This is a genomic window from Micromonospora sp. WMMD754, from assembly GCF_049315235.1.
GTDB classification, from domain to species: domain Bacteria; phylum Actinomycetota; class Actinomycetes; order Mycobacteriales; family Micromonosporaceae; genus Micromonospora; species Micromonospora sediminicola.
The window spans coordinates 541,164-559,670 of the sequence record NZ_CP186058.1; the positions used below are offsets into that span (position 1 = coordinate 541,164).

Sequence of the window (18,507 nt, forward strand, 5' to 3'; positions counted from 1 at the left end):
CTTGACGGCACTGGATATCGCCGAACCTGACCTTTGCCATATCCCGCGCAAATACACCCTCGGAGCCGTCGCCGTGCCGACCATCCCCGCCGCCCCCGAGAACGGGCCGCAGCCGACCGAACTCCCGCCCGTCGCCCGCCCGCCGGCCGACCACCTCCCCGACGTGTCGCCGACCGCCGCGGAGCTGGCCCGCGTCGCTGCCGACCGGGCCGCCGGCGTGCTCGCCCCGCCCGCGCCGGTCCGCCTGGACGCGGTGGTGCCCGCCCCCGAGCGGGTGCTCCCCGACCCGGCCGGCGACTTCGCCCTGACCCCGGACGCGGCACTGCGCGTCGATCCCGCCGGCCGCGACGTGGCCGACCAGCTCGCCGGCTGGCTGCGCCCGGCCACCGGCTTCCCGCTGCCGGTGACCGACACGGCGGAGGCGGCCGAGGGCCGGTTGACGCTCACCCTGTCCCCGGCCGACGCCGCCCTGGTCGGCGCCGCTCGGGCCGACGACCCGACGATCGCCGAACTCGGGGCCGAGGGGTACCGCCTCGACGTCACCACCACCGGCGTCCGGATCACCGCCGCCGGTCCGGCCGGCCTGTTCCACGGCGCGCAGACGCTGCGGCAGCTCCTGCCCGCGGCGGTCGAGAGCGCCACCCCGGTCACCGAGCGCTGGATGGTGCCCGGCGGCACGATCGTCGACCGGCCGCGCTTCCCCTACCGGGGCGCGATGCTCGACGTCGCCCGGCACTTCTTCGGCGTCCAGGACGTGCTGCGGGTGATCGACCACCTGGCCCGGTACAAGCTCAACCACCTGCACCTGCACCTCACCGACGACCAGGGCTGGCGGATCGCCGTCGACTCGTGGCCCCGGCTCGCCGAGGTCGGCGGCGCCACCGAGGTCGGCGGCGGCCCGGGCGGCTGGTACACCCGGGACGACTACCGGCGGATCGTCGCCTACGCCGCCCGCCGCCACGTGACCGTGGTGCCCGAGATCGACCTGCCGGGCCACACCAACGCGGCGCTGGTCGCGTACCCCGAACTGGCCCCCGGCAAGATCGCGCCGCCGCCGTACACCGGCACGGAGGTCGGGTTCAGCTACGTCGACCCGGCCGACGAGCGGACGTACGCGTTCGTCGCCGACGTGGTCGGCGAGGTGGCCGCGCTGACCCCCGGGCCCTGGTTGCACCTCGGCGGCGACGAGGCGTTCAAGGTGCCCGCGGAGAGCTACCGCGCCTTCGTCGCACGGGCGCAGGAACTGGTCGCGGCCACCGGGAAGACGGTCGTCGGCTGGCACCAGCTCGCCCCGGCGGAGCACGTCGACGGGCGCGTCCTGCAGTGGTGGGGCACGAACGGCGACGACCCGGAGACGGCGGCTGCGGTACGCCGGGGCGCCCGCCTCATTCTCTCCCCCGGCAACCACGCCTACCTGGACATGAAGTACGCCCCGGACACCCCGATCGGGCACGACTGGGCCGGCCTCATCGACGTGCGACGCGCGTACGACTGGGATCCGGGCACCCACGTGCACGGCGTGCCGGCCGAGGCGGTGCTGGGGGTGGAGGCCCCGCTCTGGACCGAGTCGGTCACCACGGCGGCCGAGATCGAGTTCCTGCTCTTCCCGCGCCTGCCCGCCGTCGCCGAACTGGGCTGGTCACCGCGCGAGACGCACGACTGGTCCCGGTTCCGCAGCCGGCTCGCCGCCCACGGCCCGCGCTGGGCCACCGCCGGCATCACCTTCCACCGCTCCCCCGAGATCCCCTGGCCCCCCACCCCACCCCAGATCCCCACCCAACCCACCCCCCACACCGCGCCCACCCCCTGACCCACCGACCCCCAACCCGTCGATCATGAAGTTGACGCGACAAACCGGACACGAACAGCCGCCAACTTCATGATCGCCGCACCCATCCCGGCCAGGAACGGGATCGGGCACCCCCACCGACGCGAGCACCTGCGGGCCGTCACGGCCCGGCACGCGGCACGGCCGCAGCTCCCCGCGCCGCCCGGCGTCCTCCTTCCCTGGGCTTCCCCGCCCGCCCATGCCCGCCCGACCGCAGACCCCCAATACCGGACAGATCGCCCAAAACGCCCACGCCGTCAGAGATCTTGGTACGACACGGTCCCCGGAGGGGCGCGGACGTACCAAGATCTCCGAGCCGATCCCGCCAGCGCCGAAACACGCAGCCAAGGCGCCGCACTCCCCTCCATCACTTCGTTGATCAAGGAGTTTGCGTCCGACTGAGGCCGGTGCACGACGCAAACTCCTTGATCAACGAGGTGGCGGGGGGCGGCCGTGCGGGGGCCGGGGGCGGTGAGAGCGGGCGGCCTGCCGTGGTGGGGTGGTTGTCCGGTTTCCGGGTGGTCGGGGTCACCGGTGGGGTGGAATCGGGGGTGGGGGCGCGGCGTTGTACATGGCAGACCGCGCCGCACCCGCCGACCGCCCGCCCCGCGGGCCGGGAATCGGGCCGGGACGCCGGTCGTTACATCTCCCGGAGCCGCCGAGCAGGTCGACAGCGCCTGCCGAGTCGGCACCGCCGCCGGGCAGCGCCCCCGGGAATGACCCCGGGCCCCCGGTCGTTACATCCCCGAGCCGCCGGAGCAGGCCACCCCGCCGCCCGAGCGAGCCACCTGATCTTTCTTCGCGGCACCCCCCGTCGCCGCGTACCCCCGACAGAGAGGCAACTGATCATGGCTACCACTCTGCTGCGCAAGACCGCCCTGACCGTCGCCGGCATCGCCGCCACCGCCGGTGGCATCGCCGGCCCCGCGATCGCCGCCCAGGCCACCCCGGCCGAGCGCGCCGCGCAGGTGCAGACCGACCGCCACGGTCACGGCGAGCGGGAGCTGGGCGTGCGCTACGAGGCCCAGCCCAACTTCTACTTCTGCGGCCCCGCCGCCGCCCGCAACGCGCTCAGCGTGCAGGGCAAGAACATCGACGTGGACGCGATGGCCAAGGAGATGGGCACCACCGAGAACGGCACCAACTCCATCAACGACATCACCCCGGTGCTGAACAAGGAGACCGGCAAGGACGTCTACAAGTCCACCGAGATCCCCGTGGACAAGGCCGGCGAGAAGACCGACAAGCTGCGCGCCGACATCGTGCGCGCGGTGGACGACGGCCGGGCCGTGGTGGCGAACATCGCCGGCACCGCGACCGACACCGACGGCACCACCCACTCCTTCGAGGGTGGCCACTACATCAGCGTGGTGGGCTACCGCGACGGCGGGAAGGTCGTGACGATCGCCGACTCGGCGAACCCGGACCAGGCCTCCTACCGCATGGACGTGGACGCCCTGGCGCACTGGATCGCCAGCCGCGGCTACAGCTCCTGACCGGAAGAACGAAGGGCCCGACCCCGTGGGGGTCGGGCCCTTCGGCGTGTCCGGGGTCAGCCGCCGGAGTCGTCCAGCTCGGCGCCGTCCGGCGGGGTGTCGTCGTCGCGGCTGGCCAGCCAACCGTCGGGCAGGAACACCTTGCCCGGGGAGTTGGTACGGCCGCGCGGCTGCCCGAGGTTCTCCACCGGGAACGGCACCGCCGGGTCGAGCTTGCCGAGCAGGTCGTCGAGCTGCGCCAGACTCTCGATCATGGCGAGCGACCGACGCAGCTCGCTGCCGATCGGAAAGCCCTTCAGATACCAGGCCACGTGCTTGCGGAAGTCGGTGCAGCCGTCCCGCTCGCCCCGGGCCGGGTTCCGGGCGCCGGCGACGAACTGGTCCACCAGCAGCTCGGCGTGCCGCCGCATGGTCAGCGCCACCTCGCCCAGCGAGGGCAGCCGCCGCTCGGCGCGACCGTCGAAGGCGGCCTCCAGGTCGGCGAAGAGCCAGGGCCGGCCCAGGCAGCCGCGCCCGACCACCACGCCGTCCACGCCGGTGTGGGCGACCATCCGCAGCGCGTCGTCGGCTTCCCAGATGTCGCCGTTGCCGAGCACCGGCACGTCGAGCGCCTGCTTGAGCGTGCCGATGGCGTCCCAGTCCGCGGTGCCGGAGTAGCGCTGCGCGGCCGTACGCCCGTGCAGGGCGACCGCCGCGACACCCGCGTCCTGGGCGGCCAGCCCGGCCTCGACGTACGTCAGGTGGTCGTCGTCGATGCCCTTGCGCATCTTGACCGTGACCGGCACTCCGGCGGGCGACGCGGCGTCGACCGCGGCGTTGACCAGCCGGGCGAAGAGCCGGCGCCGCCACGGCAGGGCGGACCCGCCGCCCCGGCGGGTGACCTTGGGGACCGGGCAGCCGAAGTTGAGGTCGATGTGGTCGGCGAGGTCGCGCTCCACCACGATCCGCACCGCGGCGGCGGTGATCTCCGGGTCGGTGCCGTAGAGCTGGAGGCTGCGCGGCCGCTCCTCGGCGCCGAACGCGATCATCCGCAGCGTCTTCGGGTTCCGCTCGACCAGTGCCCGGGTGGTGATCATCTCGCAGACGTAGATGCCGCCGCCCTGCTCCCGGCAGAGCCGTCGGAAGCCGACGTTGGTGATCCCGGCCATCGGCGCGAGCACCACCGGGGGCCACACCTCGTGCGGCCCGATCTTCAGCGCATCCACCGGACAAGTGTAAGGAGGGGCCCCTTGTTAACGTCTCCGGTAGAGCAGGGGCCCCTTCTTAACAGGGCCCATATCACAGTCGGCCCGCCAGCAGACGGTCCTCCACAACGACGACGGCTGTCCACAGGTCAGGCGCACGGGCAGGACACGGATCGGGCGGACCCGCACGCTGCCGGGTATGCCCGAACAGCCACCCGAACTCAGCGACCTGGCGGAACGCCAGCAGCAGATCGTCACGCGGACGCAGCTTCTCGGCGTCGGATTCGACGACATGTACCTGTACCGGCAGACCCGGCGCGGCCTGTGGCAGCGCGTCCTGCCGGCCACGTACGCGCTCGTCACCGGCACCCTCACCGACGAGCAACGACGCATCTCGGCCGCGCTCTACGCGGGCGCCGACGCACAGCTCACCGGTCTGGCGGCCCTGATCTGGTACGGCTTCCGGCACAGCCCGCGCACCACTGACGTACACCTGATCCTGCCGCACCACGTGCGGCGCCGCTCGGCCGGTCACGCGGTGATCGCGCGTGCCCTGGAGCTTGATCCGCAGGCCCGGCGGACCGTGCTGTATCCGGTGTGCTCGCCGGCGCGCGCGGTGGTGGACGCGGCCCGCGACCTGCGCCAGCTGCGGCCGGTACGGGCGACCGTGGCCGAAGCCGTCCAGCGCGGCTTCACCGACCTGGCCAGCCTGGACCGGGAGATCCGGCGAGCCAGGCGTAGCCGTACCGCCCTGATCCGGAAGGCGTTCGCAGAGATCACCGACGGGGTCCGCTCGGCGCCGGAGACCGAGCTGCGGGAGTGCCTGAGCAGCAGCGGCGTGCTCACCGAGATCCTGTGGAACCCGCGACTGTCGGCGGCCGACGGCTCCCGGCTGCCGACGCCGGACGGCTACCTCGCCGAGTGCGCGCTGGCGTTGGAGGTCGACTCGCGGGAGTACCACCTCAGCCCGAACGACTGGACGCGGACGCTGGACCGGCACAACGAGCTGAGCCGGCACGGGGTGCTCGTCCTGCACTTCACCCCGGCGCAGATCCGCAGGGAGCCGGGCCGCGTGCGGCGCATGGTGGAGGACGCGTCCGAGGCACGGCGCGGGCTGGGGACCGAGACGGGCGTACGGGCGGAGCCGATCTTCCCCGGATGACGGGTGTTAAGAAGGGGCCCCTTCTCGACGCCAGGCGTTAAGAACTCCTAACTCTGGGTGCGTTGGAGTTGGCGCCAGCAGATGAGGGAGCAGGCGAGGCTGAGGAATGCCTGGTGGATGTCGTCGCGGATTTCCCAGCGGATGCGCAGGCGGCGGAACCAGTGCAGCCAGGCGATGGTGCGTTCGACGACCCAGCGTTGGGTGCCGAGGCCGGAGCCATGCGGTGTGCCGCGTCGGGCGATGACGGGGGTGACGCCGCGGGCGCGGATGTGTTGGCGGTGGCTGTCGTAGTCGTAGCCCCGATCGGCGTATAGCCGGTCGGGGCGCCGCCGTGGTGGGCCTGGGCGTCCGCGGATCGCCGGTATGGCGTCGAGCAGGGCGGTGGTCTGGGTGGAGTCGTGTCGGTTGCCGCCGGTCAGCGTGACCGCGAGGGGGATCCCGCCGGCGTCGGTGATGACGTGGTGTTTCGAGCCAGGCTTGCGGCGGTCGACCGGGCTCGGACCAGTTTTGGGCCGCCCTTGAGCGCCCGGATGTGCGAGCCGTCGATCACCGCCCTGGACATGTCCAGGTGCCCCGCGCCGCGCAGTCTGGCCAGCAGCACCTCATGCAGCCGCTGCCACACCCCGGCGTCATTCCAGTCCCGCAACCTGCGCCAGCAGGTCATCCCCGACCCGAACCCGAGTTCCTGGGGCAGGTACTCCCACGGAATCGCGGTGTAGAGCACGAACAAGATCCCGCACAACACCTTGCGGTCATCCAGCGGTCTACGCCCTGGATAGCGGCTCCGCCGCGGAGGGCGGGGTGGCAGCAGCGGTGCGATCTCGGCCCACAACTCATCCGAGACCATCCACGGCGGCTGCTCACCCCTCCTCACGTTCAGACGAAACGACCCTCACATCCGGTCGGTTACGCCCAACATCATTTAGTTAGGACCTCTAAGAAGGGGCCCTTCCTTACACAGCTCAGCAGCCGGGGAGGCGCTCGATCAGGTAGCGCTCGACCTGGTCCAGCGCGACGCGCTCCTGGGCCATGGTGTCCCGGTTCCGCACCGTGACGGCGTTGTCGTCGAGCGTGTCGAAGTCGACGGTGACGCAGAACGGCGTGCCGATCTCGTCCTGCCGGCGGTAGCGACGGCCGATCGCCTGCGAGTCGTCGAACTCGACCACCCAGCGCTTGCGCAGGTCGGCGGCGAGCTGCTTGGCCTTGGGCGAGAGCGCCTCGTTGCGGGACAGCGGCAGCACCGCGACCTTGACCGGGGCCAGCCGCGGGTCGAAGCGCATCACGGTGCGCTTGTCCACGCCGCCCTTGGTGTTCGGCGCCTCGTCCTCGTCGTACGCCTCCAGCAGGAACGCCAGCACCGCGCGGGTGAGACCGGCGGCCGGCTCGATCACGTACGGCATCCAGCGCTCGCCCTTGCCCTGGTCGAAGTACGACAGGTCGACGCCGGAGTGCTTGCTGTGCGTGGACAGGTCGAAGTCGGTGCGGTTGGCGATGCCCTCCAGCTCGGCGAACTCGGTGCCGCCGAACCGGAACTTGTACTCGATGTCGACGGTGCGCTTCGAGTAGTGGGAGAGCTTCTCCTTGGGGTGCTCGTAGAAGCGCAGGTTCTCCTCGGACAGGCCCAGGTCCAGGTACCAGTTCCAGCGCTCCTGCAGCCAGTACTCGTGCCACTGCTCGTCGGTGCCCGGCTCGACGAAGAACTCCATCTCCATCTGCTCGAACTCGCGGGTCCGGAAGATGAAGTTGCCCGGGGTGATCTCGTTGCGGAACGACTTGCCGGTCTGCGCGATGCCGAACGGCGGCTTCTTGCGGGCGACCGTCTCCACGTTCTTGTAGTTGACGAAGATGCCCTGGGCGGTCTCCGGGCGCAGGTAGTGCAGGCCCTCGTCGCTCTCGACCGGGCCCAGGTAGGTCTTCATCAGGCCGTTGAACATCTTCGGCTCGGTGAAGGTGCCCTTGTTGCCGCAGTTGGGGCAGTTCAGCTCCGTCAGCGAGGTCAGCGGCTTGCCGTGCTTGGCCTCGTACGCCTCTTCCAGGTGGTCGGCCCGGAACCGCTTGTGGCAGGACTGGCACTCGGTGAGCGGGTCGACGAACTCGGCGATGTGGCCGCTGGCCTCCCAGACCTTGCGGGCCAGGATGACCGCCGAGTCGAGGCCGACGACGTCGTCGCGCTGCTGGACCATGGTCCGCCACCACTGCCGGCGGACGTTCTCCTTCAGCTCGACGCCGAGCGGACCGTAGTCCCAGGCCGACCGGGTGCCCCCGTAGATCTCGCTGGAGGGGAAGACGAAGCCCCGGCGCTTGGCGAGGCTGACGACGGCGTCGATACGGTCGGCTGGCATGTTTCCTCCTACGCCGGCTGGCGGTCGGCGCGGTTGAGATGGATGGAACCGGGCTGTTCGGGACAACGGTACGACCGCGTCGGTCCCGGGCCCAGCAGAATACCGGGGAGCGCCTCAGCTCACCCCGCAGACCTCCATGCCACCGGTCTGCCGGTCGGGTGCCAGCGTGACGGTCTGCGCCTCCCGCCGGCCGCCGGCCAGCGTCACGTCCACCGGCACGGTCAGCGAGGCGGTGTCGACGTCGCCCACCCGGTAGCCGGAGATCTGCGGCTCGGTGGCGACCCGCTGCTCGAACTCCGGCCGGGACTCGCGTCGCCGGGCGTCGTCGCAGAGCTGGTCGTACGCCTTGGACCACTCCCGCGCGACCAGCGCCTGGTAGTAGTCGTCGGTGACGGCCCGGCCCTGCTCCCCGACCGCCTGCACGTTGCTCACGGCCAGCCCGACCACGGCCGCGCCGCCTCCGCCGCAGCAGAGCAGCACGGCCAGCGCGCCGACCCCGAGGCCGAGCCAGAGTCGGGACCGACCGCCCTCGGTGGGCGGGGCGGCGAACGGCGGGGCGACGCCGGGACCGGGCGGCGGCGCGGGCACGCCCGGGTCCGCCGGCGGGGCGCCGGGCGGCACGGGCGACGGGGGTGGTGCGGCCGGTCCGGGAGCGGTCATACGCGCCAGGGTAGTGCCCCGGGACTCAGCGGTAAGGACCTGCGGCACGATCACTGGCGACGACGACGATCTCGCCCTGCGGGGCGGCGCTGGCGAGCGTCTCGTACGCCGAGGGCTCGTCCACCGATCGGGCGAGCAGCGGCACGGCGCTGACCTTGACGTCGAACCCGCCCAGCGCCCGCCGGTACGCCCCGACCGACTCCCACTCGGTGAGCAGGCACCAGTGGGCCGGGTCGTCGAGCGCCCGCAGCAGGTCACCTCGCAGGTAACCGGGCCGGGCGGCGAGTGCGGCGAGCGCCGCGTGCGCCTCCCGGGTGAACTCGTCCGCCGTTTCGGCGTCCACCACGAACCGGTTGGTGACCAGCACGGCGTTCCTCCTCGTAGAGTTTGTGGCATGCAGCGTACGCAGAGTCCCGTGCTGTCCCGGTTGGCCCGGCTCAACCCGACGACGGTGTTCCTCGCCGCGCTGGTCCTGGTGCTGGTCGGCCTGTTCGCGCCCGGGCCGGCCGGCGGTGTCCTGCTGCTGGTGCTGGCCGCCGGCCTGGTCTGGCTGATGACGGTGACCTGGCCGGTGCAGGCGCCGGCGACCCGGGTGCTCCGGCTGCTGATGCTGACCCTGCTGATCGCGGTCGCGCTGGCCAAGCTGATGGTCGGCTGATCCGTGCGGCCTGACCTGCGGTGACATGCAATCATGCGTTTTTGACAATAATTTTCGTTGTCACGGACAGTTGATCCCATGACCGTTCGTGCCACTCCCCGTGCTCTCGCCGCCGCCACCGCCGCCCTGCTCACCGTCGGCGGTCTCGCCGCCTGCTCGACCGGCGACGGTGGTGGGAAGGACCCGGACAAGGTCGACGTGGTGGCCGCGTTCTACCCGCTGCAGTTCCTGGCCGAGCGGATCGGCGGCGACCGGGTCGCGGTGAGCAACCTGACCAAACCCGGCGCGGAGCCGCACGACCTGGAGCTGAACCCGCGCCAGGTGGGCCAGGTGGTCGACGCCGAGCTGATCGTCTACCTCACCGGCTTCCAGCCGGCGGTGGACGAGGCGGTCGAGCAGAACGGCGGCGACCGGGCCTTCGACGTGGCCGGGGTGGCCCCGCTGCTCGACGCCGCCGCCGGCGGGCACGAGCACGAGGGTGAGGCCGGTCACGGGGAGGAGGCCGGTCACGAGGAGGAGGGCGGCGGCAAGGACCCGCACCTCTGGCTCGACCCGACCCGGCTGGCCACGGTGGGCGACAAGCTCGCCGAGCGCCTCGGCCGGGCCGACCCGGACCACGCCGCCGACTACACCGCGCGGGCCGGCGCGCTGCGCACCGAGCTGGCGACGCTGGACACCGCGTACGCCGAGGGCCTGCGCACCTGCCAGCGCCGGGAGATCGTGACCAGCCACACCGCCTTCGGCTACCTGGCCGAGCACTACAAGCTGGAGCAGATCGGCATCAGCGGCCTCACCCCGGAGTCGGAGCCCTCCCCGCAGCGGCTCGCCGAGGTCGCGAAGGAGGCTCGGGAGCACCAGGCCGGTACGATCTTCTTCGAGACGCTGGTCAGCCCGAAGGTCGCCGAGACGATCGCCCGGGAGGTCGGGGCGAAGACCGCGGTCCTGGACCCGATCGAGGGCCCGCCCGCCGAGGGCGACTACCTCTCCGCCATGCGGGCCAACCTGCAGACCCTGCGAACCGCTCTGGACTGCTCATGACCCCACCCGTGATCGAGATCGCGCACGCGACCGTCGGCTACGACGGCCGGCCGGTGCTGCGTGACGTCTCACTGACCGTGACCGCCGGCGAAGTGGTCGCCGTGCTCGGCGCCAACGGGTCCGGCAAGTCGACGCTGGTCCGCGCCGCGCTCGGCCTGGTACCGCTCGGCGCCGGGTCGGTCGCCCTCTTCGGCACGCCGCAGCGCCGCTTCCGGCACTGGCACCGCATCGGGTACGTCCCGCAGCGGCTGGGCGCGGGCGGCGGCGTGCCGGCCACGGTGGGCGAGGTGGTGGCGTCCGGGCGGCTGGCCCGCCGGGGCGTGCTCCGGCCGGCCGGGCGGGCCGACCGGGAGGCGGTGACGGCGGCGCTGCGCGCGGTCGGGCTGGCCGACCGGGCCGGTGACCCGGTGGCCACGCTCTCCGGCGGCCAGCAGCAACGCGCCCTGATCGCCCGCGCGTTGGCCGGCGGGCCGGAGCTGCTGGTGCTCGACGAGCCGACGGCCGGGGTCGACGCGGCCAGCCAGGAGGCGTTCGCCGGGGCGCTGCGCGCGTTCCGCGACGGCGGGGGCACGGTGCTGCTGGTCGCCCACGAGCTGGGCCCGCTGCGCCCGCTGATCAGCCGGGCCGTGGTGGTGCACCAGGGCGGGATCGCCCACGACGGCGCGGTGCCCGAGCCGGCCGGCCACCACGCCGACCCGGACCACGAGCACGTGCACCCGCACTGCGACGAGGAGCCCGCCGGGCTCTGGACAGGCATCTGAGATGGACCTCTTCCAGTACGACTTCATGCTCCGCGCCCTGGTCGGCGCGCTGGTCATCGGGCTGGCCGCGCCGGCGCTCGGCATCTACCTGGTGCAGCGCCGGCTGGCGCTGATCGGCGACGGCATCGGGCACGTGGCGCTCACCGGCGTCGGCGCGGGGCTGCTGCTGAACCGCTCCCCCGTGCTGGTGGCGGTGCTCGCGGCCACCCTCGGCGCGGTCGTCATCGAGCTGGTCCGCGCGTACGGGCGCACCTCCGGGGACCTGGCGCTGGCGCTGCTCTTCTACGGGGGCATCGCCGGCGGCGTGATGCTGGTCGGGCTCTCCGACGCCAGCAGCGGGTCGCTCAACGCCTACCTGTTCGGGTCGCTGACCACCACGTCGCAGGCCGACCTGGTCACCATCGGCGTGCTCGGCGCGGTGCTGCTGGTGACCATGCTGGCGCTGCGCCCGGCGCTGTTCGCGGTCTGCCACGACGAGGAGTACGCCCGCGTCTCCGGCCTGCCGGTGCGGGCGCTGAACCTGCTCATCGCGGTGGGCACCGCGGTCACGGTGACCATCGCCATGCGGGCGGTCGGGGTGCTGCTGATCAGCGCCCTGATGGTGGTGCCGGTCGCCACCGCCCAGCAGGTGACCCGGGGCTTCCGGTCCACCATGACGGCGGCGATGGCGCTGGGCCTGTTCGCCGCGGGCGCCGGGGTCTTCGTGGCGGCCACCGCCGACACCGCGCCCGGCGCCTCGGTGGTGCTGGTGGCGATCGGCTCGTTCCTGCTGGTGGCGCTCGGCGCGGCCGGCGTCCGGGCGGTGCGGCGTCGGGGTCGGTCGACCGGGCACGCGCCGGTTGCCGAGCCGGCCGAGCACGAGGTGGTGCTCAGGTGAGGCCGCGCCGGCCGGCGCAGCTGGCATTGGTTACCGTTACGGGGTGACCGGCACGAACGGGTACGACGCCTTCGAGGGCGCGGGCGACCTGCTGCGCGCGCTCTCGGCCCCCATCCGGCTGGCGATCGTGAGCGAGCTGGCCGAGGGCGAGCGGTGCGTGCACGAGCTGGTGGAGAAGCTCGGCGCCCCCCAGCCGCTGGTCTCCCAGCACCTGCGGGTGCTGCGCGGCGCCGGCGTGGTGCGCGGCTCGCGGCGCGGCCGGGAGATCGCGTACGCGTTGGTCGACGAGCACGTCGCGCACATCGTGGCGGACGCGGTGAGCCACGCCGGCGAAGGGTCGTCCTGAGTCGCGGATCGGCCCTGTGCCGATGCCCACCCCCCGTGGCAGGCTGTCCGGCGTGAAGATCTACGCCGACCGTTTTCCGACCGCCGTCCGCCAGTTCCTCACCGATCTGCTCGTGGTCGCCTGGGTGTACGCGGCGATCCGCTTCGCGCTGTGGCTGCACGACCTGGTCGAGAAGCTCGCCGTACCCGGGCAGAAGCTGGAGGGGGCCGGCGGCGGACTCGCCGACAACCTGGCCGACGCCGGCGGCAAGGTCGGCCGGGTGCCGCTGGTCGGCGACGAGCTGACCGCCCCCTTCAACCGCGCCGCGGACGCCGCCCGGGCGATGGCCGAGGCCGGCCGCGACCAGCAGGAGCTGGTCGGGCAACTGGCGCTCGCGCTGACCATCGCGGTGCTGGTGTTCCCGCTCGGCCTGGTGCTGTTCGGCTGGCTGCCGCTGCGGGTCCGCTGGATGCGCCGCGCCGGCGCGGCGAAGGCGATGGCCACCGCGCCCGCCGGCCGGGACCTGCTGGCGCTGCGCGCGCTCGCCGGCCAGCCGCTGTCGAAGCTCACCCGGATCGCGCCGGACGTGGCCGAGGCGTGGCGGCGCGGCGACGACGAGACCGTCGACGCGCTCGCCGCGCTGGAGCTGCGCAGGCTGGGGCTGCGGGCCGGCCGGTAGGGTGTGCCGGTGCTGTACTTCCTGATCGTCGTCGCCGTGCTGCTGCTGGGCTACGCGGGCGTGCTGGTGAGTTTCGTCCGTAAGGGTCGCAAGATCCCGCCTTCGGCGTACCTGGTGTTGGCCGCCCTCAACGGCCTGATCCTGGCGGCGGTGATCGCGTGGGCGATCGCCCGCGGTTGAGCGGCTGTTAAGAGGGGTCCCTTCCCCTACCGGACGCGTTAACAGGGGGCCCTTCCTTACAGGCGGCGGCGGACGTCCTCGGCGGTGGACGGGCCGGGCTGCCACCGGGCCACCCAGGGCAGGTCGGCGGACGGGGTGACCACCCCGGTCTCCAGCGAGGCGTACCGGCCGGCGACGATCCGCTTCGCGGCGGCCACGTCGACCGAGTCGGTGTTCGACCAGAGGCCGGTGAACAGCTCGTCGACGCGCAGCCGGGCCTGGCGGCAGAACAGGTCGGCCAGCTCGACGTTCTCCGGGTGTTCGGCCAGCTCGGCGTAGGCCCGGACGCAGACCGCGGACATCGCGAACAGCTCGGCGCCGATGTCCACCACCCGGCCGAGGAACGCCTGCTTGCGCTCCATCTTCCCCTGCCAGCGGGACATCGCGTAGAAGGTGGAGCGGGCCAGCTTGCGCGAGGTCCGCTCGACGTGCCGCAGGTGCCCGGCCAGCGGCCCGAACTCCTGGTACGCCCCGGGCGCCTGGCCCCGGCCGACGGCCAGCGTGGGCAGCCACCTCGCGTAGAAGGCGCCGGCCCGTGCGCCGGCCTTCGCCTTACGGCCCAGCCCCGCGTCCGGGTCGATGATGTCGCCGGCGACCGAGAGGTGCGCGTCGACCGCCTCCCGGGCGATCAGCAGGTGCATGATCTCGGTGGAGCCCTCGAAGATCCGGTTGATCCGCAGGTCGCGCAGCAGCTGCTCGACCGCGGCCGGACGTTCGCCCCGGGCGGCCAGCGAGTCGGCCGTCTCGTAGCCGCGCCCGCCCCGGATCTGGATCAGCTCGTCGGCGATCCGCCAGGCCATCTCGCTGGCGTAGAGCTTGACCAGCGCCGCCTCGATCCGGATGTCGTTGCGGTCGTCGTCGGCGAGCAGGCAGGACAGGTCGAGCATCGACTCCATGCCGTACGTGGTGGCGGCGATGAAGGACAGCTTCTTCGCCACCGCCTCGTGCTCACCGACCGGCCGGCCCCACTGAACCCGGTCGGCGGCCCACTCCCGGGCCACGTTGAGCGCCCATTTGCCGGCGCCGACGCACATCGCCGGCAGCGAGAGCCGCCCGGTGTTCAGCGTGGTCAGGGCGATCTTGAGCCCCTTGCCCTCGCCGCCGATCACGTTCTCCTTCGGCACGAAGACGTCGTGGAACCGGGTGAGGCTGTTCTCCAGGCCGCGCAGCCCCACGAAGGCGTTGCGCCGCTCCACCGTGATGCCGTCGCTGTCGCCCTCCACCACGAACGCGGTGATGCCGCCCCGCCGCCCCTCCGCCGCCGGCACCCGGGCCATCACCACCAGCAGGGTGGCGACCGTGCCGTTGGTGGCCCAGAGCTTCACCCCGTTGAGCCGGTAGCCGGTGCCGTCGGAGGTGGGCTCGGCGGTGGTGGCCAGCCGGGCCGGGTCGGAGCCGACGTCCGGCTCGGTGAGCAGGAACGCGGAGACCTCGCCGGCGGCCAGCCGGGGCAGGAAGCGTTCCTTCTGCTCGGGCGTGCCGAACATCTTCAGCGGCTGCGGCACACCGATCGACTGGTGCGCGGAGAGCAGCGCGCCGATCGCCGGACTCACCGATCCGGCGAGCATCAACGCCCGGCAGTAGTGCAGGTTGCTCAGCCCGAGCCCGCCGTACCTCCGGTCGATCTTCATGCCGAACGCGCCGAGCCCGGCCATCCCGTGGAACACCTCGTCGGGGATGCGCGCGTCGCGCTCGATCGCCGCGCCGTCCACCTCAGACCTGAGGTAGGCCCCGAACGCGCCGAGGAACTCGTCGGCGCGGGCCACGTCGTCCGGATCGGACCGGGGCCAGGGATTGATCAGGTCGAGCCGGAACCGGCCGAGGAACAGCTCCTTGCCGAAACTGGGCCGGTCCCAGGCAGCCTCGCGGGCCGCCTCGGCGACCTGGCGGGCCTCCTTCTCGGAGACCTGGCCCGCCTCGGCGGGCAGCGGCCCGGCGCCGTCGGCGGACTCGGGCCGGCTGTTCTGTGTCGTGGTCACGGCTGCCTCCTGGATGGTCGGTCCGGCTGCGGTCGACGCGCTCGACGAAACCGACGCTACCCCCGGGTGTTACCCAGGGGTAGCGTCGCGTGCACGCCCGATTTGGCGGACCGTCAGTCGCCGGACAGCGTCCGCGGGTCGTCGTCCTCGTCGTCGATGTCGTCCTCACCCCAGTTGCGCCGGGCGAACGGCAGGATGGCCCAGAAGGTCAGGAACCAGATCCCGGTGACCGCGCTGAGCACGAACGCGACCGGCCGGGGCAGCACGAAGTCGGTGACCAGCAGGACCGCGCTGACCATCGCGATCAGCATGAAGAACAGGCCGCCGGAGGCCATCCGGTGGGCGAACCGGACCAGCTCCGGCTTGCGTCCCTGGCGGAACAACGCGCGGTGGAACGCGACCGGCGAGATGATCATCGCGGCGGCGGCCGCCGCGGCCAGCAGCGCCACGATGTAGACGTCGCGCTGGAACTCGGTGGTCCGGGTGAAGGCGTTGCTGAACGGCATCGTCAGCAGGAAGGCGAACAGGATCTGCACGCCGGTCTGCGCGACGCGCAGCTCCTGCAGCAGGTCGGCGAAGTTGCGCTGCCAGCGCTGCTTCTCGGATTCCTTGGACAACTCGCGAACCTCCGGTGAAGACGGCACGGCCGGCGGGTGAACGCCCGCCGGCAGCACCGCCAGTGCCCCGCCCGAGTGATCGCGAAACGTCCTCACGGCCCTCGCTGGTTCGCGACTGCGGGGCTCGCAACCCCGGCTCACTCCTCGCGCTTCACGCTCCGCGGCGGATGCGGCCCTCGTACCGTGCCTCCAACTCCGCATTGTGCTCGTCGCCGCCGCTGATGTTGGCGGAAAGGTAGACCGGCGGCCGTTCGCCGGCGGCCAGCAGCCGGGCCACCACCTCGGCGACGATCTGCTGGGCCAGCAGCGCCGCGGTGATCGAGGAGACCGCGCCGACCGCGCCGCCGCCGGGCAGCGGCAGCGTCGCGTCGCCGTACGGGGCACCGTTGTCCAGCACCACGTCGGCGAAGTCGGCGAGCTTGCGGCCGGACGGGTGCCGGGACGTCATCCGGGCCGAGTGCTGGGCCGAGGTGATCGCCACCAGCCCGTGCCCGCGCTCCTTCACGATCGCGGCGAACTCCACCATCGCCCCGTTCACGCCCGAGTTGGAGGCCAGCACGAACACGTCCTGCGGCCGGATCGGGGCCAGCTCGTAGAGGCGGTGCGCCACGGCCGGCTCACGTTCCAGCTTCGGGCCGAGCACGTCGGCCGGCTCCCCGCCCCGCAGCACCAGGTCACGCAGCGCGATCCGGTTGGTGGGGACCAGCCCGCCGGCCCTTCCGGCGATCTCCATGGCGAGCGCCTCGGAGTGCCCGGTGCCGAAGGCGTGCACCACCGCGTCGGCGCGCAGCGCCGTGGCGATCAGGTCGGCCGCCGCGGCCACGTTCCGCCGTTGCTCGGCAGCCACCCGGCCCATCGTCTCGGTCACCACCGCCAGGTAGTCCTCGGCGCTCACCGTCATGCTTCCTCCGCTCCTGTGCACCGGGCGAGGATCGCGGCGGCCAGCGGGCCGGGCGCCTCGTCGGGGATCCAGTGGCTGACGCCGTCGAGCACCAGGAAGCGGTAGTCCCCGGTGACGTGCGCCGCGCACGCCTCGGCGGCCGTCCGGCCGATCGCCACGTCCCGGTCGCTCCAGACGTACGTGGTCGGCACGCCCACCGTTCCGACGGCCTTCATGTCCGTCCCGCTCATCGCCCGGTACCAGTTGAGCGCCGCGGTGAGCGCCTCCGGCTCGCGCATCGGCTCGGCGTAGCGGGCCACCGCGTCGGCGTCCCCCACCCCGCCGAGCAGCCGCCGCAGCGCGGCGCCGCGCAGCGCCAGCAGCACCTTCTCCGCCTTGCCCGGCATCCGGAACAGCGCGATGTAGGCGGACTTCGCCTTCTGCCGGGGGTCGGTGGCGAGCGCGTGGCCCATCGCCGCCGGGTGCGGCACCGAGACCGCGGTCAGCGTCCGCACCCGCTCCGGGTGCGCCGCCGCCAGCCCCCAGGCCACGATCGCGCCCCAGTCGTGGCCGACCAGGTGCGCCCGGGTCACCCCGAGCGCGTCCAGCACGCCGGCCGCGTCGGCCACCAGCTCCGGGATCCGGTACGCCTCGACGGCGGTCGGCCGCGCGCCGGGCGAGTAGCCGCGCTGGTCCAGCGCGTACGTGCGCAGCCCGGCCGCGTGCAGCGCGGGCGTGACCGCGTCCCATTCGCCGGAGTGCTGCGGGAAGCCGTGCAGCAGCAGGACCGGGTCGCCGTCCGCGGGGCCGCCGGTGCGTACCTCGAACGTCAGTCCCCGCGCCTTCACCCGCATGATCGCCACCGTAGCCGACAGTTGCCCTGCTGGGCCCGGGGCAGGCGACGGTGCTAGCGTCTGCGACGAGACAACTTCACATCCGACAGGGGAGCGCACAGCGCTGAGAGTGCGGGCCGAGGCCCGCAGACCCTCGAACCTGATCTGGGTAATGCCAGCGCAGGGAGTTCGGTCGACCTCCAGCCGCGCCGCCGTCCGGGCGTTCCGGGCGCGGCGTGCGTCTTCTCCTGGTTCCTCATCTGAACTGGGAGTCCGTCATGAGCCACACCGACAGCAACCGCTGGCGTACGGTCGACATCGTCGTCGCCTCGGTGATCGCCGTCGCCTTCGGCGTCGTCTTCTGGGCCTGGGGCCTGCTCTGGAGCGCCACCGACGCGGCGTTCGCGTTCTTCCCGCCGGCGCAGGCGCTGCTCTACGGCGTCTGGCTGATCCCGGCGGTGCTCGCCGGCCTGATCATCCGCAAGCCGGGCGCGGCGCTCTACTGCGAGACCGTCGCCGCGATCGTCTCCGCGCTGCTGGGCAGCCAGTGGGCGAGCATCGTGATCCTCCAGGGCCTGATGCAGGGCATCGGCGCCGAGCTGGCGTTCGCCGCGTTCCGCTACCGCTCGTTCCGGCTGCCGGTGGCGGTGCTGGCCGGGGCGCTGACCGGCCTGGGCGCGGCGATCTTCGACTTCGTCTACTGGAACAAGGCCTACGAGCTGACCTCCTACCGCATCCCCTACGCCCTGATCACGATCGTCAGCGCCACCGTCGTGGCCGGCCTCGGCGCGCACCTGCTCACCCGGGCCCTGGCGAACACCGGCGTCCTGGACCGCTTCCCCGCCGGCCGCGACCGCGCCCTGGTCTGACCGGTTTCCCGCCATGTTGATCAAGGAGTTCGCGTCGGCGGCGGGCGGTTTCCCGGACGCGAACTCCTTGATCACCGAGGCTTGGGTCGGAACGGGAGGG

Annotated in this window: 20 protein-coding genes and 1 riboswitch; of the genes, 11 read left to right on the forward strand and 9 right to left on the reverse strand. The window is 72.7% G+C overall.

Translation table 11 applies throughout. From position 1 onward, the window contains the following. Positions 1–73 precede the first annotated feature (73 nt). On the forward strand, positions 74–1,810 hold the full coding sequence (locus tag ACN27B_RS02480) for a beta-N-acetylhexosaminidase (protein WP_422743327.1): 1,737 nt from the start codon (positions 74–76) through the stop codon (positions 1,808–1,810). An 866-nt stretch (positions 1,811–2,676) separates the two neighbouring features. Then, positions 2,677–3,324, forward strand: a complete 648-nt coding sequence (locus tag ACN27B_RS02485) for a C39 family peptidase (protein ID WP_091572157.1) — start codon at positions 2,677–2,679, stop codon at positions 3,322–3,324. A gap of 56 nt (positions 3,325–3,380) precedes the next feature. Here ACN27B_RS02485 and dusB read toward each other — a convergent pair whose 3' ends face one another. Further along, positions 3,381–4,529 (reverse strand): tRNA dihydrouridine synthase DusB, encoded by a 1,149-nt coding sequence (gene dusB / locus ACN27B_RS02490; protein ID WP_099164044.1) that lies wholly within the window; start codon positions 4,527–4,529, stop codon positions 3,381–3,383. 178 nt (positions 4,530–4,707) lie between these two features. Here dusB and ACN27B_RS02495 point away from each other — a divergent pair, with 178 nt between their 5' ends. Then, positions 4,708–5,670, forward strand: a complete 963-nt coding sequence (locus ACN27B_RS02495; RefSeq protein ID WP_422743330.1) for a type IV toxin-antitoxin system AbiEi family antitoxin domain-containing protein — start codon at positions 4,708–4,710, stop codon at positions 5,668–5,670. A gap of 47 nt (positions 5,671–5,717) precedes the next feature. Here the strand turns inward: ACN27B_RS02495 and ACN27B_RS02500 are convergent. From ACN27B_RS02500 to ACN27B_RS02515, 4 genes are all read right to left on the reverse strand, one after another. Continuing rightward, a protein-coding gene (locus ACN27B_RS02500; RefSeq protein ID WP_422743332.1) for an IS5 family transposase occupies positions 5,718–6,517 on the reverse strand; the annotation gives its coding sequence in 2 pieces (ribosomal slippage) (positions 5,718–6,181 and positions 6,181–6,517; 801 coding nt in all). 115 nt (positions 6,518–6,632) lie between these two features. Next, positions 6,633–8,012: a glycine--tRNA ligase gene (locus ACN27B_RS02505; protein WP_098746919.1), complete on the reverse strand. Its 1,380-nt coding sequence runs from the start codon at positions 8,010–8,012 to the stop codon at positions 6,633–6,635. Positions 8,013–8,126: 114 nt separating this feature from the next. Next, positions 8,127–8,600 (reverse strand): hypothetical protein, encoded by a 474-nt coding sequence (locus ACN27B_RS02510; RefSeq protein ID WP_091577089.1) that lies wholly within the window; start codon positions 8,598–8,600, stop codon positions 8,127–8,129. A 97-nt stretch (positions 8,601–8,697) separates the two neighbouring features. Then, positions 8,698–9,039 carry an antibiotic biosynthesis monooxygenase family protein gene (locus ACN27B_RS02515; protein ID WP_091572145.1) on the reverse strand — a complete coding sequence of 114 codons (342 nt, stop codon included), beginning with the start codon at positions 9,037–9,039 and terminating at the stop codon, positions 8,698–8,700. Between the two features lie 27 nt (positions 9,040–9,066). On the opposite strand from ACN27B_RS02515, the gene ACN27B_RS02520 reads away from it, so the two are divergent. The 7 genes from ACN27B_RS02520 (at position 9,067) to ACN27B_RS02550 (ending at position 13,190) form a co-directional block, all read left to right on the forward strand. Then, positions 9,067–9,330 (forward strand): DUF6703 family protein, encoded by a 264-nt coding sequence (locus tag ACN27B_RS02520; protein ID WP_091572141.1) that lies wholly within the window; start codon positions 9,067–9,069, stop codon positions 9,328–9,330. Positions 9,331–9,408: 78 nt separating this feature from the next. Beyond that, entirely contained in the window at positions 9,409–10,368 is a 960-nt protein-coding gene (locus ACN27B_RS02525) for a metal ABC transporter substrate-binding protein (RefSeq protein ID WP_422743334.1), read from the forward strand. Further along, positions 10,365–11,129, forward strand: coding sequence for a metal ABC transporter ATP-binding protein (locus tag ACN27B_RS02530; protein WP_355526118.1), 765 nt, complete (start codon positions 10,365–10,367; stop codon positions 11,127–11,129). The genes ACN27B_RS02525 and ACN27B_RS02530 overlap by 4 nt, the downstream gene beginning before the upstream one ends. Before the next feature lies 1 nt (position 11,130). Next, entirely contained in the window at positions 11,131–12,006 is an 876-nt protein-coding gene (locus tag ACN27B_RS02535) for a metal ABC transporter permease (protein WP_099164040.1), read from the forward strand. A gap of 43 nt (positions 12,007–12,049) precedes the next feature. Beyond that, positions 12,050–12,352, forward strand: coding sequence for an ArsR/SmtB family transcription factor (locus tag ACN27B_RS02540; RefSeq protein ID WP_091572124.1), 303 nt, complete (start codon positions 12,050–12,052; stop codon positions 12,350–12,352). 52 nt (positions 12,353–12,404) lie between these two features. After that, positions 12,405–13,010, forward strand: coding sequence for a hypothetical protein (locus ACN27B_RS02545; RefSeq protein ID WP_099164039.1), 606 nt, complete (start codon positions 12,405–12,407; stop codon positions 13,008–13,010). 9 nt (positions 13,011–13,019) lie between these two features. Beyond that, the gene (locus ACN27B_RS02550) at positions 13,020–13,190 is read left to right on the forward strand and encodes a hypothetical protein (RefSeq protein WP_172967943.1); all 171 of its coding nucleotides are present in this window, start codon (positions 13,020–13,022) and stop codon (positions 13,188–13,190) included. A gap of 56 nt (positions 13,191–13,246) precedes the next feature. Here ACN27B_RS02550 and ACN27B_RS02555 read toward each other — a convergent pair whose 3' ends face one another. The 4 genes from ACN27B_RS02555 to ACN27B_RS02570 form a co-directional block, all read right to left on the reverse strand. Next, positions 13,247–15,208 (reverse strand): acyl-CoA dehydrogenase family protein, encoded by a 1,962-nt coding sequence (locus ACN27B_RS02555; RefSeq protein WP_422743338.1) that lies wholly within the window; start codon positions 15,206–15,208, stop codon positions 13,247–13,249. Between the two features lie 113 nt (positions 15,209–15,321). Continuing rightward, positions 15,322–15,825 (reverse strand): DUF6328 family protein, encoded by a 504-nt coding sequence (locus ACN27B_RS02560; protein ID WP_099164037.1) that lies wholly within the window; start codon positions 15,823–15,825, stop codon positions 15,322–15,324. 151 nt (positions 15,826–15,976) lie between these two features. After that, positions 15,977–16,726, reverse strand: coding sequence for a sugar isomerase domain-containing protein (locus ACN27B_RS02565; protein WP_099164036.1), 750 nt, complete (start codon positions 16,724–16,726; stop codon positions 15,977–15,979). Next, the gene (locus ACN27B_RS02570; protein ID WP_422743341.1) at positions 16,723–17,559 is read right to left on the reverse strand and encodes an alpha/beta fold hydrolase; all 837 of its coding nucleotides are present in this window, start codon (positions 17,557–17,559) and stop codon (positions 16,723–16,725) included. The genes ACN27B_RS02565 and ACN27B_RS02570 overlap by 4 nt, the downstream gene beginning before the upstream one ends. A 77-nt stretch (positions 17,560–17,636) precedes the next feature. Continuing rightward, a riboswitch (TPP riboswitch) is annotated at positions 17,637–17,743 on the forward strand. A 73-nt stretch (positions 17,744–17,816) separates the two neighbouring features. Between ACN27B_RS02570 and ACN27B_RS02575 the strand changes: the two genes are divergently transcribed. Continuing rightward, on the forward strand, positions 17,817–18,407 hold the full coding sequence (locus ACN27B_RS02575) for an ECF transporter S component (protein ID WP_091572107.1): 591 nt from the start codon (positions 17,817–17,819) through the stop codon (positions 18,405–18,407). Positions 18,408–18,507 lie beyond the last annotated feature (100 nt).